This is a genomic window from Actinocorallia sp. A-T 12471 (assembly GCF_033875155.1).
Classification (GTDB): Bacteria; Actinomycetota; Actinomycetes; order Streptosporangiales; family Streptosporangiaceae; genus Actinocorallia.
This window is the reverse complement of the sequence record NZ_JAWZTE010000008.1, coordinates 237870-252641: the sequence shown is the minus strand read 5'-3', so window position 1 is coordinate 252641 and position 14772 is coordinate 237870. Positions and strand designations below refer to the sequence as shown.

At 71.7% G+C, this 14772-nt stretch carries 14 protein-coding genes; 9 read left to right on the top strand and 5 right to left on the bottom strand.

The features are described from left to right. Positions 1-24 precede the first annotated feature (24 nt). The 4 genes from R9X44_RS22970 (at position 25) to R9X44_RS22955 (ending at position 5777) form a co-directional block, all read left to right on the top strand. Positions 25-1521 carry an MDR family MFS transporter gene (locus tag R9X44_RS22970; protein ID WP_319816315.1) on the top strand — a complete coding sequence of 499 codons (1497 nt, stop codon included), beginning with the start codon at positions 25-27 and terminating at the stop codon, positions 1519-1521. 205 nt (positions 1522-1726) lie between these two features. Further along, the gene (locus R9X44_RS22965; RefSeq protein WP_319816314.1) at positions 1727-2944 is read left to right on the top strand and encodes an MFS transporter; all 1218 of its coding nucleotides are present in this window, start codon (positions 1727-1729) and stop codon (positions 2942-2944) included. A 3-nt stretch (positions 2945-2947) separates the two neighbouring features. After that, complete coding sequence (locus tag R9X44_RS22960; RefSeq protein ID WP_319816393.1) at positions 2948-3754, top strand: tetratricopeptide repeat protein; 807 nt, start codon at positions 2948-2950, stop codon at positions 3752-3754. Positions 3755-3911: 157 nt separating this feature from the next. After that, entirely contained in the window at positions 3912-5777 is a 1866-nt protein-coding gene (locus tag R9X44_RS22955; RefSeq protein WP_319816313.1) for a BTAD domain-containing putative transcriptional regulator, read from the top strand. A 25-nt stretch (positions 5778-5802) separates the two neighbouring features. On the opposite strand, the gene R9X44_RS22950 is transcribed toward R9X44_RS22955, so the two are convergent. Beyond that, positions 5803-6153, bottom strand: coding sequence for a DoxX family protein (locus tag R9X44_RS22950; protein WP_319816312.1), 351 nt, complete (start codon positions 6151-6153; stop codon positions 5803-5805). 100 nt (positions 6154-6253) lie between these two features. Here R9X44_RS22950 and R9X44_RS22945 point away from each other — a divergent pair, with 100 nt between their 5' ends. After that, positions 6254-6616: a helix-turn-helix domain-containing protein gene (locus R9X44_RS22945; RefSeq protein ID WP_319816311.1), complete on the top strand. Its 363-nt coding sequence runs from the start codon at positions 6254-6256 to the stop codon at positions 6614-6616. Here the strand turns inward: R9X44_RS22945 and R9X44_RS22940 are convergent. Next, complete coding sequence (locus tag R9X44_RS22940; protein WP_319816310.1) at positions 6609-7928, bottom strand: GAF domain-containing SpoIIE family protein phosphatase; 1320 nt, start codon at positions 7926-7928, stop codon at positions 6609-6611. The genes R9X44_RS22945 and R9X44_RS22940 overlap by 8 nt on opposite strands. A gap of 251 nt (positions 7929-8179) precedes the next feature. Between R9X44_RS22940 and R9X44_RS22935 the strand changes: the two genes are divergently transcribed. After that, positions 8180-8854, top strand: a complete 675-nt coding sequence (locus R9X44_RS22935) for a GAF and ANTAR domain-containing protein (RefSeq protein WP_319816309.1) — start codon at positions 8180-8182, stop codon at positions 8852-8854. A gap of 59 nt (positions 8855-8913) precedes the next feature. Continuing rightward, a complete protein-coding gene (locus tag R9X44_RS22930) occupies positions 8914-9624 on the top strand; it encodes a GAF and ANTAR domain-containing protein (RefSeq protein WP_319816308.1) in 711 nt (236 codons plus the stop codon). 47 nt (positions 9625-9671) lie between these two features. Here the strand turns inward: R9X44_RS22930 and R9X44_RS22925 are convergent, their stop codons facing one another. From R9X44_RS22925 to R9X44_RS22915, 3 genes are all read right to left on the bottom strand, one after another. Beyond that, entirely contained in the window at positions 9672-10607 is a 936-nt protein-coding gene (locus tag R9X44_RS22925; protein WP_319816307.1) for a sigma-70 family RNA polymerase sigma factor, read from the bottom strand. A 10-nt stretch (positions 10608-10617) separates the two neighbouring features. Next, positions 10618-11793 (bottom strand): NAD(P)/FAD-dependent oxidoreductase, encoded by a 1176-nt coding sequence (locus R9X44_RS22920; RefSeq protein WP_319816306.1) that lies wholly within the window; start codon positions 11791-11793, stop codon positions 10618-10620. Positions 11794-11905: 112 nt separating this feature from the next. After that, on the bottom strand, positions 11906-12730 hold the full coding sequence (locus R9X44_RS22915; RefSeq protein ID WP_319816305.1) for a dienelactone hydrolase family protein: 825 nt from the start codon (positions 12728-12730) through the stop codon (positions 11906-11908). 88 nt (positions 12731-12818) lie between these two features. Here R9X44_RS22915 and R9X44_RS22910 point away from each other — a divergent pair, with 88 nt between their 5' ends. After that, a complete protein-coding gene (locus R9X44_RS22910) occupies positions 12819-13787 on the top strand; it encodes a GlxA family transcriptional regulator (RefSeq protein WP_319816304.1) in 969 nt (322 codons plus the stop codon). A gap of 270 nt (positions 13788-14057) precedes the next feature. Beyond that, positions 14058-14687 (top strand): ComF family protein, encoded by a 630-nt coding sequence (locus tag R9X44_RS22905; RefSeq protein ID WP_319816303.1) that lies wholly within the window; start codon positions 14058-14060, stop codon positions 14685-14687. Positions 14688-14772 lie beyond the last annotated feature (85 nt).

Below are 14772 nucleotides of genomic sequence, written 5' to 3'. Positions count from 1 at the left end.
AGCGCTTAGCGCTACAGTGTAGCGGTGGTAACGCAGACGCAAGATCAAGACGAGGGTCTCGACCCCGAACTCCGCAAACTCGCGATCGTCGTGCTCCTGGGCGCGGTCATGACGATCCTCGACACCACGATCGTCAACGTCGCGGTGAAGTCCTTCGCGGACGCGTTCGAAGCGCCGCTGACGACGATCCAGTGGGTGCTCACCGGCTACACGCTCGCCCTTTCCATGAGCATCCCCATCACCGGCTGGGCCGTCGCCAGGTTCGGCGCGAAACGCATGTGGACGGTGTCGCTCGTCGGGTTCGTCACCGCGTCCGCGCTGTGCGGGCTCGCCTGGGACGTCACGAGCCTCATCGTCTTCCGGGTGCTCCAGGGCGCTGCCGCGGGCATGATCATGCCGATCGGCCAGACGATGCTCGCCCAGAAGGCCGGCCCGCGGCGGATGGGACGCGTCATGGCGGTCATCGCGGTGCCCGCGATGCTCGCGCCGGTCCTCGGCCCGGCCCTCGGCGGCCTCCTGCTCGAGCACCTGAGCTGGCGCTGGCTGTTCTTCATCAACGTGCCGTTCTGCGCCGTCGCGCTCGCCGCCGCGTTCCGCTTCATGGAGCCCGACGTGCGCTCGGCCGTCACGGCGAAGCTCGACTGGCTCGGCCTCCTCCTGCTGTCCCCCGGGCTCGCGCTCGTCGTCTTCGGCATGGCCGAGGCGGGCGAGGGCGAGGCGCTGACCGGCTTCAAGGTCCTCGGGAGCGCGCTGCTCGGCCTGCTGCTCATCGGCCTGTTCGTCCTGCACGCGCTACGCCGTGGAGATAGCGCGCTAGTGGACGTCCGTCTCTACCGGGACCGCACCTTCAGCGTCGTCAACCTCGCGTTCTTCGTCTACGTGGGCGCGCTGTTCGGCATGATGGTGCTCTTCCCGCTGTACTACCAGGTCGTCCACGGGTACTCGCCGCTGAAATCCGGCCTGATGACGGCCCCGATGGGCCTCGGCGCGATGATCACCATGGCGCTGTCGGGACGGCTCGCCGACCGGCTCGGCTCACGCCGTCTCGCCCTCACCGGCCTGCCCGTCGTGCTCCTCGGCATCCTCTGCTACACCCAGATCAGCTACGACACACCCGTCGCGGTGCTGCTCGGCATCCTGTTCCTCATCGGCATCGGACACGGCACGATGATGCCCGCGCTCATGGGCGGCATGTACCGCACGCTGTCCCCGGCGCAGGTCCCGTCGGCGACGGTGGCCGGCAACATCGGCATGCGCGTGGGCAGCTCCCTGGGCGTCGCCGCCCTCGCCGTCCTGCTCCAGCTGGCGCTCACCGACCGCTTCCCCGACTCCGACGGCACCCTCTCCGCCGTCCCCGCCGACCTTCCCCACTCCGTGGCCGTCCTGTTCACCTCGGCGTTCACCCACACCTTCTGGTGGGCCTTCGCCCTGGCCGCCCTCGCCCTCATCCCGACCCTCCTCATTCCCAAGCACGCCCCCGACACGGCCCCCAAGCAGCCCGTGGCACAAGACAGCGCGTAGCGGACGCCGACCAGACGCCGAGTGGACACCGAGTGGACGCCGAGCCGGATCGCCGATGGTGAAAGGGCCGAAAACGGCAATCCACAAAGGAGCTCGCCATGTTCGTTGAACCGGGTCTGTCCACCAACCACAGCGAGGTCGTCCTGGCGTTCGAGCCGGGTCTGTCCACGAACCACAGCGAGGTCGTGCTCTGAGTGAGCACGCCGTGACGGGTCCGGGGGGCGCCGCCTCCCGGACCCGGCTGCCGGCACGGGCGTGGCCGGTGCTCGCGGGCGACGCGGTGTCGGCGTTCGGGACCGGCCTGACGCTGCCGTTCCTCGTCGTCTACCTGCACCGGGTGCGCGGCATCGACCTGACGCTGACCGGGCCGATCTTCTCCGTCATCGCGGTGCTCGGCCTGGTGGGCAATCCGGTGGGGGGCCTGCTGTCCGACCGGATCGGGGCGCGGCGGACGGCGGTCGCCGGGCTGCTCGTCGTCGGCGCGGGCACCGCGGGGTTCGCCGCGGTGCACACCGCGTGGCAGGGGTTCGCTGCGGCGGCCTGCTACGGGCTGGGGATCTCGGTGACGGCTCCGGCATTTCAGGCGCTGCTCGGGGCGTCGGTGCCGGTGGAGGGGCGGCCGAAGGCGTTCGCGATCCGTCAGGTCGGCGTCAACGTGGGCGCGGGCCTGGGCGGGGTCGCGGCCGCGTCCGTCGCGAGTTTCACCGATCCGGGCACCTTCGTGCTGCTGTACCTCCTCGATTCCGCGACGTTCCTTGTCTTCGCCGTCGTCATCGCCCTGACGGCGCGTGACGCGAAGTCGGCGGGCACCGGCTTCGGCGGCTACCGGACGGTGCTCGCGGACCGGCGCATGGTCGGCCTGTGGGGGATCGTCGTCGTGCTCGTCGCCTGCGGCTACGGGCAGCTGTTCGGCGCGTACCCGATCTACGCGGCGGACCGGGCGGGACTGGACGCCGGCGAATTGCGGCTGACGTTCGTCGCGCACACCGTCACCGTCGTCGCTGCTCAGTTCTTCGTGCTGCGCCTCATGGCGGCGCGGCGCAGGACGCGCGGGCTCGCCGTGTGCGCCGCGCTGATGGCGCTCGCCTGGCTGATCGTGCCGGGGACCGGCTCGGTGCTCTGGCTGACCCTCGCCCTCGTGGTGTTCGCGCTCGGCGAGACGTTCCTCGCGCCGACCGCGCCCGCCATCGTCAACGACCTCGCGACGGACTCCGACCGCGGCCGCTACAACGGCGTCTACACGCTCGCCTGGACGACGGGTTACGTGATCGGCCCAGGCACCGCGGGGCTGATGCTGTCGGCGGGGCTCGGTGACGCGCTGTTCGTCGGCTCGGCGCTCGCCCTGTGCGCCGCCGCGGCCCTGGCGTTCCGGCTCGAGCGCATTCTGCCGGAGGCGGCGAACCGCTCTCAGAGAAAGGACTAGCCCATCGACCAGCCGACGACTGGCGTCCGCACGGGCGTCGAACAGGCCGACCGGCTCCGGGCGGCGGGACGTTACGCGGAGGCGGACGCCCTGCTGAGCGCGTTGCTGCACCGGGCGGAACCCGGGTCCCTGGACGCCGCACGGGTCTTGACCGGCCTCGGCGTCCTGCACAAGTACACGGGCCGCTTCCCCGAATCGCTGGACGCCTACACCCGGGCGCTGGCGATCGTGCGGGCGCGCTGCCCCGACGGCCACCCGTTCTTCGCCGACCTCTTCCACAACCTCGGCGGCCTCCACCACGCCCGCGGCACCCCCGTCGACGGCGAGGAATATGCGCGCAAGGGCCTCGCGATCCGGCTGCGGTCACTCGGCGACGACCACCCCGACGTGGCCGCCGACCGGGCCGCGCTCGCCGCGATCCTGCACGCCCTGGGCCGTCTAGAGGAGGCCGAGACCCTGCTCCGCCAAGCCCTCGACGTGTTCCGCGCGCTCGGCGACGGCTACGAGATCGCGTCGGCGTCGCACAACCTCGCCGCGGTCCTGCACGCGCGCGGCAGGGCGACGGAGGCCGAGGCCCTGTGCCGCGACGTCCTCGCCGCCAAGGAACGGCTCCTCGGCCCCGACCATCCGGAACTGGCGACGGCGCTGCACAACCTCGCGGTGATGCTCCGCGCCCAGGGCAGGGACGACGACGCGGCGGAGGCGTTGCGCCGGGCGCTCTCCCTGCTCGACGGGGTCGTGGCCGCCGGCCACCCATTGCGGGCCGCGTGCGAGCGCGCCCTGGGTGACGTGCGCGCGAGCTCAGGGTGACGCGCGCGCGTGCGCCGGGTGAAACGTGAGAAGCGCCATCTTGTGGGCGGGCCCGCCTCGACCATACTGGGCAGGGAAAGATCGCCTGCTCCCGCGATGCGAGACCTCGGCCTGTCGTCCGTCGATGGCGTTTCCCCGGTGGAGTGAGGTTGTGCGGGTGCACTTTCGGGTACTAGGGGTCTTCGAAGTCGTCGGGCAGGCGGGGGGAGTCGACCTCGGCCCGCCCATGCAGCGGACCGTTCTCGCGCGACTCCTGGCCGCACAGGGCCGGGTCGTCCCCGTCGACAGGCTCGTGGACGACCTGTGGCACGGCCGTCCCCCGGCGAGCGCGACGGCCTCCCTCCAGACCTATGTGTCCAATTTGCGGCGGGTGCTCGAGCCGGGCCGTCCTGCCGGTGCGCCCGCCCGCGTGCTGGTGACCGTTTCGCCCGGGTACGCGCTGCGCGGCGACGACGTCGACGCGCGGCGGTTCGAGGAGCGCGTCAGGCGTGCGCTCGCCGAGCACGGCACCCGGGGAGACCGCGCCGCGCTCGCCGGGTTCGAGGAGGCGCTCGCGCTGTGGCGCGGCACCCCGTATGCGGAGTTCGCCGGGGCGCGGTGGGCGGCCGGCGAGTCCGCGCGGCTCGAGGAGCTGCACGCCATGGCGGTGGAGGGGCGCGCCGCCGCGGCGATCGCGCTCGGCACGCCGGAACTCGTCGTCGCGGACCTGCGCGCGCACGTCATCGAGCATCCGCTGCGGGAGGAGGGCTGGCGGCTGCTCGCCCTGGCCCTCTACCGGCAGGGACGGCAGGGCGACGCGCTGCTCGCGCTGCGCAGGGGCCGCCGGGCGCTCAGCGACGAACTCGGGGTCGACCCGGGCCCCGGGCTGCGCAAGCTCGAGGCCGACATCCTCGCGCAGGCGTCGGTGCTGTCCGCGCCGGTGTCGGCCCGCCGCGCGCCCGTCCGGGTCGCCGCCACCGAGCGGATCTTCGGCAGGGACGCAGAGCTCGCGGCGCTGCGCCGGCTCCGCGGCGGACTCGCGCTGGTCAGCGGCGAGTCAGGGGCGGGCAAGTCAGCGCTCGTCGCGGCGGTCGCGGCGGCGCGCGCCGACGAGGGGTGGCAGGTCGCGACGGCGCGCTGCCCCGTGACGCCCGGCGCGCCGGCGGGCTGGGTGTGGACCGAGCTGTTGCGCGCGTTCGCCCCGCTCGGAGGGGCCGCGCCGCGGATTCACCCGTCCGACGACAACGCGTCGGCGCGGTTCCGGCGGCGTCGCGCGCTCGCCGCCCACCTCACCGACCTCGCTTCCGACGCGCCGCTTCTCCTCGTCCTCGACGACCTGCACCGGGCGGACGAGGAGACCCTCGCGCTGCTCGTTGACCTCACCGCGCAGACGCGTGGCTCCCGGATCGTCATGCTCGCGACATTGCGGACCGAGGAGGCGGACCGGCTCACCGGCGCGCTCGCCGCCCTCACCGGACACGACGTGCTCCGCCTCAGGCTCGGCGGGCTCGACGCCGACGCGGCGCGCGAACTCGTCACCGCGGCCTCGGGACGCCCGATCTCTTCGGAGACGCTTGCGGCGCTGATGGCCCGCACGTCCGGCAATCCGTACTTCCTTCGTGAAATGGGACGGCTCATCGCGGCGGAGGGGGAGCGGGCCGCCAAGTCGGGCGTCCCGCCCGCCGTCCGCGACCTCGTGATGCGCCGCACCGCCCGGTTCACCTCGGCGACGCGCGGGGTGCTGCACGACGCGGCGGTCCTCGGCGCGGACGTCGACATCGACGTCCTCGTCGCAGCCCACGGCCAGGGCGAGGAACACGTCATGGAAGCCGTCGAGACCGCCCTCGCCGCAGGCGTCCTCGCCGAACCCCAACAAGGCGGCCTCCGCTTCACCCACCCCCTCGTCCGCGACGCCCTCTACACCGGCATGTCCCGCCTCCGCCGCACCCGAGCCCAAGCCCGCCTAACCGCCGCCCTCCAATCCCTCAACCCCCAGCAACCCCCGAAAGCACCCCACTCCACGTGGAGTGGCGAAGGCCGGTGACCCTTGTTGGGGACCGGCCTGGGGGTTAGAGGGTTGTGGTGCGGAGGTAGGTGAAGAGGGCGGAGAGGAGGGTTAGGGCCAGGGCGGGGGGTGTGCCCTTGTAGTCGTGGACGCGGGCGTGGGTGGTGACGGCGCCGAGGAAGTAGAGGGTGAGGGCGACGGCGGCGGCGATGCCGAGCGGGGGGTACCAGAGGCCGAGGATGAGGCCCGCGGCGCCGGCGATCTGGGCGGTGCCGAGGAAGGGGAGCATGGCGAGGGGGAGGTCGAGGGTGGTCATCTGGTTCATGAGGTGCTTCGGGCGGAGGAACTTCGCGGCGGCGGACGGGAGGAGGACCGCGGACATGAGGGCGGTGAGGATGGCGTACGAGAGGAACACGGGACACCTCAACTGGTCGAGAGGACGACGGCGCGGGGAGCCGCGCCGGGTGTCTTCGACGTTAGGGATCCGTTAGGTACCAAAAGGTACCCTTCGCAGCATGAGCCTTCGTCCCGGAACCGTCTTCCTCGCCGACTGCCCCGCGCGGCTGGCGATCGAGATCATCTCCAGCAAGTGGGCGGTGGTGACGCTCTTCGCGTTGAGCGATGGCCCGCTGCGGCACGGCGAACTCGTCGAGCTGATCGGCGGCGTCTCGCGCAAGGTGCTGACGCAGACGCTGCGTCGCCTCCAGGACAACGGACTCGTAGAACGGCGTGCGTACGCCGAGGCCCCGCCACGCGTCGAGTACGCCCTGACCGAGCTCGGCGTGACGCTCAGGGAGCCCATCGCGGTCCTCACCGAGTGGGCGAGGTCGAACGGCGAGGCGATCGTCGCGTTCCAGGAGGAGGCCGAGGTCATGTGACGGGGGTGAGGTGGCGGTGGGGGACGCTCATGCTCAGCAGGGCGATGTCGTCGGTGTCGCGGTGGGTGGAGGTCGTGGTGAGGGTGAGGGAGCGGTCGATGAGCTGCCGGGCGTCGTGCGGGCCCGTGGCGGCGAGATGACGGGCCAGGCCGTCCTCACCGAGTTCGTCGGCGCCGTCGAGGTGGGATTCGGTGAGGCCGTCGGTGTAGAGAAGGAGCGCGTCGCCGGGGCGCAGGCGCAGCGTCGTGGTGGCGAAGACGGCTTCGTCAAGGGCGCCGATGATCATTCCGCCGGGTTCGATGAGGCGGGTGGCGACGGGTTCGCCGGCGAGCAGCGCGATCGCGGCAGGGTGTCCGCCGTTGCCGAGGCAGACGGTGAAGCCGCCGAGCCTGTGCGGTTCGAGGGTGCCGAACATCGCGGTGCAGAACCGTCCGGCGGGGGCGTCGAGCAGCATCGCGTCGTTCAGCGCGCGCAGCACGCTGACGGGTTCGGGATCGTGCAGCGCGGCGGACCGCAGCGTGTAACGGATCAGCGAGGTGAGGACGGCGGCGGCGGGCCCTTTGCCGCACACGTCCCCGAGGAAGAACGCCCATCTGCCTCCGTAGATGGGGAAGACGTCGTAGAAGTCGCCGCCTACGTCGCGTGGTGACGCCGTCCGGTAGTAGCAGGCGAGGTCGAGCCCTGGGATGGCGGGCAGTTTCGGCGGCAGCAGGGTCTGCTGCAGGGTCGCGGCGAACTCGGCGAGCTCGTCCATCGCGGACGCCGCGCGCGTCCTCGCGTCCTGCTGCGCCCTGAGGAACCGCAGCATCGACAGCCGCAGTTCGAGCTCGTCCATGACGATCGCGGCGAGGTCGCGCAGGACGGCGAGGTCGGCGTCGTCGACCTCCCTGGGCTGGACGTCGAGCACGCTGACGGTCCCGAGCCGGTGCCCGTCGGCGGTGACGATCGGCGCGGCGGCGTAGAACCGCATGCCGGGCTCGCCGGTGACCCACGGGTGGGTGCTGGCGACCGGGTCGGCGAGGGTGTCGGGGACGACCCGGACGTGGTCCTGGCCGATGGTCGACACGCACAGGCCGAGGTCGCGTCCGGTCTCGCGGAGCCCCTCGATGCCGTGGGCCGCCTTGAACCAGATCCGGTCGGCGTCCACGAGCGAGACCGTCGCGACCGGCGCGTCGAACCAGCGGCCCGCGAGGCGCGCGACGCGGTCGAACGCGCCGTCGGGCGGGCTGTCGAGGATGTCGTAGCGGCGCAGCGCCGCATGGCGCGCGGCCTCGGGATCGGTGGCCGGGATCGTCTGCTCGGGAGGGCTCACAGGGTCCCCATTTCGGGTCGAACCTGGAGAAGCACCACCGGGGTCTCGGGCAGCCGGACAGGAGTCCTGACCGAAAAGGTATCGCAGTATCGGTGCGGCCGACAGATCGGCGGAGGAGTATGGGTGGGGAACCGGCCGTTCTCTTGTGGCCGGTGCGAACCACACGCGCGGCTCCGGGCACGGCGAACCAGGCGGGAACGGTGATCAGCGTGCCGGCGGAGGGCGAAAGCCGATCGTTGCGGGTGTGGACCTTGATCACCGACTGCGCCGGGGCCGAGGCCGTCACCGCGGAACACGTGTGCAGGGCGGCGACCGCGGCGCTCGCGGCGGACGGCGCGGTCCTGTGGCTGGCGACCCAGGCCGACCGGCGCAAGCTCGTCTACGCGACGGACCCGGTGGCGCGGCGTCTCGACGATCGGCAGTTCGTGCTGGGGGAGGGGCCGTGCGTGCGGGCGTGGACCGTCGGCGAACTCGTCCTCGCCTCGGATCTGACGTCGGACGCGTCCGCCGCCAGGTGGCCGCTGTTCGCGCCCGCCGCCGTCACCGCGGGGGCCGGGGCGCTGTTCGCGTTCCCGCTGCGGGTGGGCGCGATCCGGCTCGGCGCGCTCGGCCTGTACCGCGCGAAGCCCGGCCCGCTGACGGACGGGCAACTCGCCGACGGCCTCACCTTCGCGTCCGCGGCGACGGGGGTCGTCCTCGCCGCGACCCAGCCGACCACGTCCGGCGCGCAGCCGACGTGGTGGTTCGACGAGCAGGGCGAGGACTGGACCGAGGTCTACCAGGCCACCGGAATGGTCGCCGCGCAGCTGAACGCCAGCTTGGAAGTGGCGTTCGTCCGGCTGCGCGCGCACGCGTTCACCACCGAGGAGAGCCTCGTGGAGATCGCCCGCCAGGTCGTGGCCAGGACCCTGCGCCTCAGCCCCTGACGCCCCGATGAGTTCCACCGACCACCGACCGGAGAGCAGCAGTGCCAAACGATCAAGAGATGGCCCGGGTTTTCGTGCAGCTCGCCGACACCCTGGTGGACGACTTCGACGTCTTCGAGTTCCTGCACCGGCTCACCGAACGGTGCACCCAGCTGCTCGGCGTCGACGCGGCGGGCATCCTGCTCACCGACCAGCACGACCACCTGCGGCTGATCGCGGCGTCGTCCGAGCGGGCTCGGCTGCTCGAGCTGTTCCAGCTGCAGAGCGACCAGGGCCCCTGTCTCGACGCGTTCGCCAGCGGCAACCCGGTGACCAGCACCGACCTGCCCGCCGAGGCCGGCCGCTGGCCGAAGTTCGCCGCCGCCGCGCAGCGCAGCGGTTTCGCCGCGGTCCACGCGCTGCCGATGCGGCTGCGCCACCAGACGGTCGGCGCGCTCAACCTGTTCAGCGCGCGGCCGCAGGCCCTTGACGAGGAGACCACCACCTTCGCCCAGGCTTTCGCCGACATCGCCACCATCGGCCTCCTGCACCACAGGGCGGCCCGCCACCAGGAACTCCTGTCCGAACAGCTCCAGTTCGCGCTCAACAGCCGCGTCATCATCGAGCAGGCCAAGGGCATGCTCGCCGAACGCGCCGGCATCTCCGTCGACGAGGCGTTCACCGCGCTGCGCGACCACGCCCGCCGCACCAACACCAAACTGCCCGACGCCGCCACCGCCATCCTCAACGGCACAAGCCCCCTCGGCTCCCCGACGAACCAGGACATCTGACGCTAGGTGATGGCCTTCCGGGAGCCGCCCGGCCTCGCGCGGCGCGGTCACCATGACGGGACGATCGGCGCGTCATGTTCCCGTGCGGACCACACCTCGGTGAGACGGCCGAGGTGTTCCGGCGACGCGACGCCCCGCATGAACATGATCTTTCCGTCGCGTGTCTCCAGGATCACCAGGCCCACCACCCTGCCGTCGACCACCGCGACCACACAGGCCGAACCGTTGACGACGCCGGAATAGAGCGCGGGGGAGCCGCCCGCCCTCCGGCGTTTGCCGTCACTCGGCTTGAGCGCGCCGCGCACCGCGACGGCCACCCGTTCGGCGTTGGGGAACCGCAACAGCCTGGCGGAGAGTCCCGCGCCGTCCGAGACGCCGGTCGCGTCCTCGGTGAGCAGCGCGATCAGCCGCTCAGTCCGTCCCGAAGCGGCGGCGGCGAGGAACGCCTCGACGATCCGGCGCGCGCCCGCCTCGTCGACGACGTCGCCGCGCCGCGCGTCCCTGACGCGTCGCCGGGCCCGGTGGAGGTGCTGCTGGCTCGCGGACTCGGTGATGTCGAGCAATCCGGCGATCTCGGCGTGCCCGTAGGAGAACGCCTCGCGCAGCACGTAGACGGCGCGTTCGCTGGGCGAGAGGCGCTCCATGAGGACGAGCATGGCCAAGGAGACCGACTCGCGCTGCTCGAAGGCGTCCGCGGGACCGAGCATCGGATCGCCCTCCAGCAGCGGTTCCGGCAGCCACTCGCCCACCGCCCGCTCGCGCCTGGCCCGCGCGGACCGCAGCCGGTCGAGGCACAGGTTCGTGACGATCTTGGCGAGCCACGCCTCGGGCGCCTCGATCCGGGCGCGGTCGGCGGCCTGCCAGCGCAGGAACGCGTCCTGCACCGCGTCCTCGGCGTCGGCGGCCGAGCCGAGCAGACGGTACGCGAGCGCGGCGAGCCTCGGCCGGTCGGCCTCGAACCGCTCGGTGGCGAGGGCGTCCATACGGCGGACCCTAGACGACGTCCGGCTCGGCGGAACGAGCCGACGCCGTCAGGCGGTGTCTCCGGGACGGCAGGCCGTAGGTCGGATGGGCCGCGTTCCAGACGGCGCCCTTGAGGACGCCGCTCTTGAGACGCGCTGCCGTGCGGCCTCCCAGATACCAGGACGTGGCGACGGCGTCACCGTCGACCATCTGGAAGATCGCGTCACGCCGTCCGAGGCTGACGGTGTTGCCGTAGTACTTCAGCGCGCCGGACGGGACCGCGCGACCGCTCAGGCGTCCGACGATCGCGTCGGCCGCCCGCCTGCCGGTCAACCCCGCGGTGGCGCACGACATCGGCAGCGGCCGACGGTTCTCCCCGAGGGCGTGGACGCTGTCACCGGCGGCGTACACGTCGGGATGCGAGACCGAGCGCATGGCGGCGTCGACGACGATCCGCCCGCTCTCGGCGACCTCAAGGCCGCTGTGCGCCGCGATCGCGGGAACCGCGAACCCCCCGCACCACACCGTCGCGTCCGACGCGAAGACCCTCCCGTCGGCGGCGACGACCCGATCCGCCTCGACGCGGTCGACGGAGGCGCGTTCGTGGACGGTGATCCCGAGGCGATCGAAGGCCCGCCGCAGATGACGGCGCGCCCCGGCCGAGAACCATGCGCCGGGCTCGCCTCGCGCGAGCAAGGCGACCGCAAGCCCCGGCCGCGCTTCGGCGATCTCCGCGGCGGTCTCGATCCCAGTAAGGCCCTCACCCACCACCACAACCCGACGACCCACGCCCAGCCCGTCCAACCGCCTGCGCAACCGCAGCGCGCCGTCCCTCCCCGCGACATGGAACGCGTGCTCGCCGATCCCGGCGATCCCCCCGTCATCGACAACACTGCCCAACGCGTAAACAAGCGTGTCGTACCCAAGCTCTTCACCCCCCACCACCACGACCTTGCGCTCGACGTCGACCGCCGCAACCCACCCCAGCCGCACCCGCACGCCACTTGCGGCCGACATACCCACCAGAGTCCGCTTCCTAACCTCCCGCCCGCACGCGATCTGATGAAGCCGCATCCTCTCCACGAACTCCCCGATCCCGTTGACGAGGGTGACCTCCACCTCGCCCCGCCTGAGCCGCCGCGCCAACCCCCCGGCCGCGGCCACCCCCGCGTAACCCCCGCCGAGAACCACGACCCGATGCCCCATGACCCGACTCCCGTTCTGTTCGCGCTTTCCCCCTTGAGCGAGACAACCCGCTCGCCCATGACAGAACCCGGCCGTGACCCGCGTCACACTCCGGGTCTCGCGGTCACTCCGCTCAGCGGGCGGGGATCAGGTGGGTGGTGAGGTAGGTGAGGATTTCGTCTCTGGCGCGGGTTGTGGGGTGGCCTTGTTCGTTGACGAGGTGGGCGGTGACGACGCTGTGGGGGGATTGGACGACGTCGCGGAAGAAGGGGGGTGGGTCGGTTCTGGCGGCGGTGCCGGGGAGGACGCGGCCGTCGAAGGCGTCGCCGAGGAGGGCCCGGTAGGCGGCGAAGCGCTGGCCGGTGCACCAGCGGTCGTTGTCGAAGCGGTAGGCGAGGACTTTCAGGCCGTCGCGAGTGACGCGTTCTTTGATCGCCTGCGCGTCCTCGTCGCTGAGTTCGAGGGCGGCGGGATCGTCAAGCGGCAGGGACGGGTGGTTGACCACCGAGGCGATGACGGACGGCTCGAGCGTCATGGTGAGGGCGAAGTTCCCGGTGAAGCACAGGCCGACCGCGCCGACGCCGGGACCGCCGCACGCGGCGTGCGCCTGGCGCGCGAGCCCGCGCAGCCACCCGGCGACGGGGCTTGTGCCGCCTCCGGCGAACGCGCGGAACTCGGCGCTGACGCACGCGCGCCGCATGACCTCGGCGCCGCCCTCGGCAGTTGGGTAGGCACCGTCGATTCCGAAGAGCGACGGGACGTGGACGGTGAAGCCGGCGTCACGTATCCATCGGGCGAGGCGCAGGACGTCAGGGCTAATGCCCGGCATTTCCGGCATTACGACGACGGCGGGGCCGGAACCCGCGACGTAGACCGTCTTCACGACACCGTCGACGTCCACGAGCCGTCGGGAGAAGTCCGTGATCGCGTCGTCGGGGCTTTCACTCGCAGCGTTCATGGCCGACAGTGTGGGCCGCCGCGCCGACCCCGGGCGACAGGCGGTATCGCCATATGCGATGGTGATCTCGCCAAGGTCGGGAGGTCGGATGAGCGCGTTGCGGGTCGGCGTCCTGGCCTATCCGGGGTGCTTCGCGTCCGAGGTGTTCGGCGTCCCCGACCTGCTGACGATGGCCGCGCACGTCGCGGGCCCCGACCACGCCGGATACGACGTGACGGTCGTCTCGCCGCGCCGTCGCGTCGTCGCCTCGGGCGGCACACGGCTGTCGGGCGCGCCGCTGCGCGAGGTCGACGTCCTCGTCGTCCCGGGGTTCGAGCTCCTGCCCGGCCTCGACGTCGACGCCGAGCTCAAGCCCCTCGCCCCCGAGATCGCCGCGATCCGCGCGCACGCCGCGACGGGCAACGCCGTCGTCTCGATCTGCGTGGGCGCGTTCCTCCTCGCGGAAGCGGGCCTCCTCCACGGCCGCCGCGCCACGACCGCATGGCTCCTCGCCGACGACCTCGCCCGCCGCTGCCCCGACGCCGAGATCCGCCCCGAACACCTCGTCGTCACCGACACCGGCGTGACGACGACCGCCGCCTTCAGCGCCATGTACGACTTCACCCTCGACCTGATCCGCCGCCACAGCGGCCCGCGCGTGGCCCGCACGACCGCCCGCGTCGCGCTCCTGGACGACGCCCGCTCCTCCCAGACCCCCTACGTGGACCCGCGCCTCCTCCCCCCACCAGGCGACGAGTTCTCCCGCAAAGTAATGCGCTGGCTGGACCAGCACCTCACCACCCCCTACAACCTCTCCGCCCTGGCCGCCGAGTTCAACGTCAGCACCCGCACTCTCCTCCGCCGCTTCTCCGCCGAAACCCACCAAACCCCCCTCCAATACCTCCAGTCCGCCCGAGTCCGCCGAGCCCGCCACCTCCTCGAAACCACCACCAAAACCGTCACCGCCATCTCCGCCGCCGTCGGCTACCGCGACCCCTCAACCTTCACCACCCTCTTCACCAAACACACCGGCCACCCCCCAACCACCCACCGCACCACCTCCCCCCACCCCAGCTAACCCCCCTCCATGGGTTGCCGTCAGCGCGATCCTTACGCGCTGACATCCGGGAACAACCCGAGAGACGGGCGGAGTAGTGAGCAGGCCGGATACCGCTGTGGGAGGGGCGTTGGCGTCGGCCGTAGAGTCGCAGGTCCTAGGGAGGAAGGAAGGCTTGTGGCTGTCAGGTACCCCGACTGTCGTGATTGCTCTTTGTTTCTGTCCGGTGGCTATGAGCACTGTTATCCGTGCGTTCGGGGGGTAGTCGGACAACCGCCTGAGCGTCAGTGTGTGATCTGTGCTCGGGCGCTCACTGAGGAGGGTTCCTGCACCGCGGAGACCTGTGCGACTGACCGCAGAAAGGCGGCGGCGCTCAGTTCGGCTGCTGCGATCGGGAGCTATACGGGTCTGCTGGCTGAGGCGATCCGAGCCTTCAAGTACCCCGGACACCCAGGGCGAGGCGGCTTCGCCGAGATCTTCGGTCGTGTGATCGTCGGCTGGCTGTGGGAGCACGCCGATGTGGCGGATGATCTGGATCTCATCGTTGTCAATCCGACAGAACCGAACCGCGCGGTCCCGCATACCGAACTTCTCCTCAGCGCGATAAAGCGCGCTGACCCGGAGGGTGTCTTTCCCGTCGATGACCCGGAGAGCCCGGTGCTGCGGAAGACGCGTCCTACGATCCGTTCGCACGGAAGGTCCCGGGTGGGGCGGAGGGAGGCCGCCGAGGCTCACTGCGAGGCGTTGGAGGTGGACGTGAACGCCATCCTCTACAAGAGGCTCCTCATCGTTGATGATGTCCTCACCACTGGTTCTCAGCTGCGTGAAGTCTCGCGGTTGTTGGTCCGGAGAGGGGCGGAGCGGGTGCGGGGTCTGGTTCTGGCCCGTACGCCCGACATGTGGGCGGCGTCAGATGGGTGAGGGAAGAGGGCCGGGCGCATGGAGGCCGTGTCGGGGGGATGGCCCCGGGAACCAACAAAGGCCCCTGGGTTTCCCTGGGGGCCTT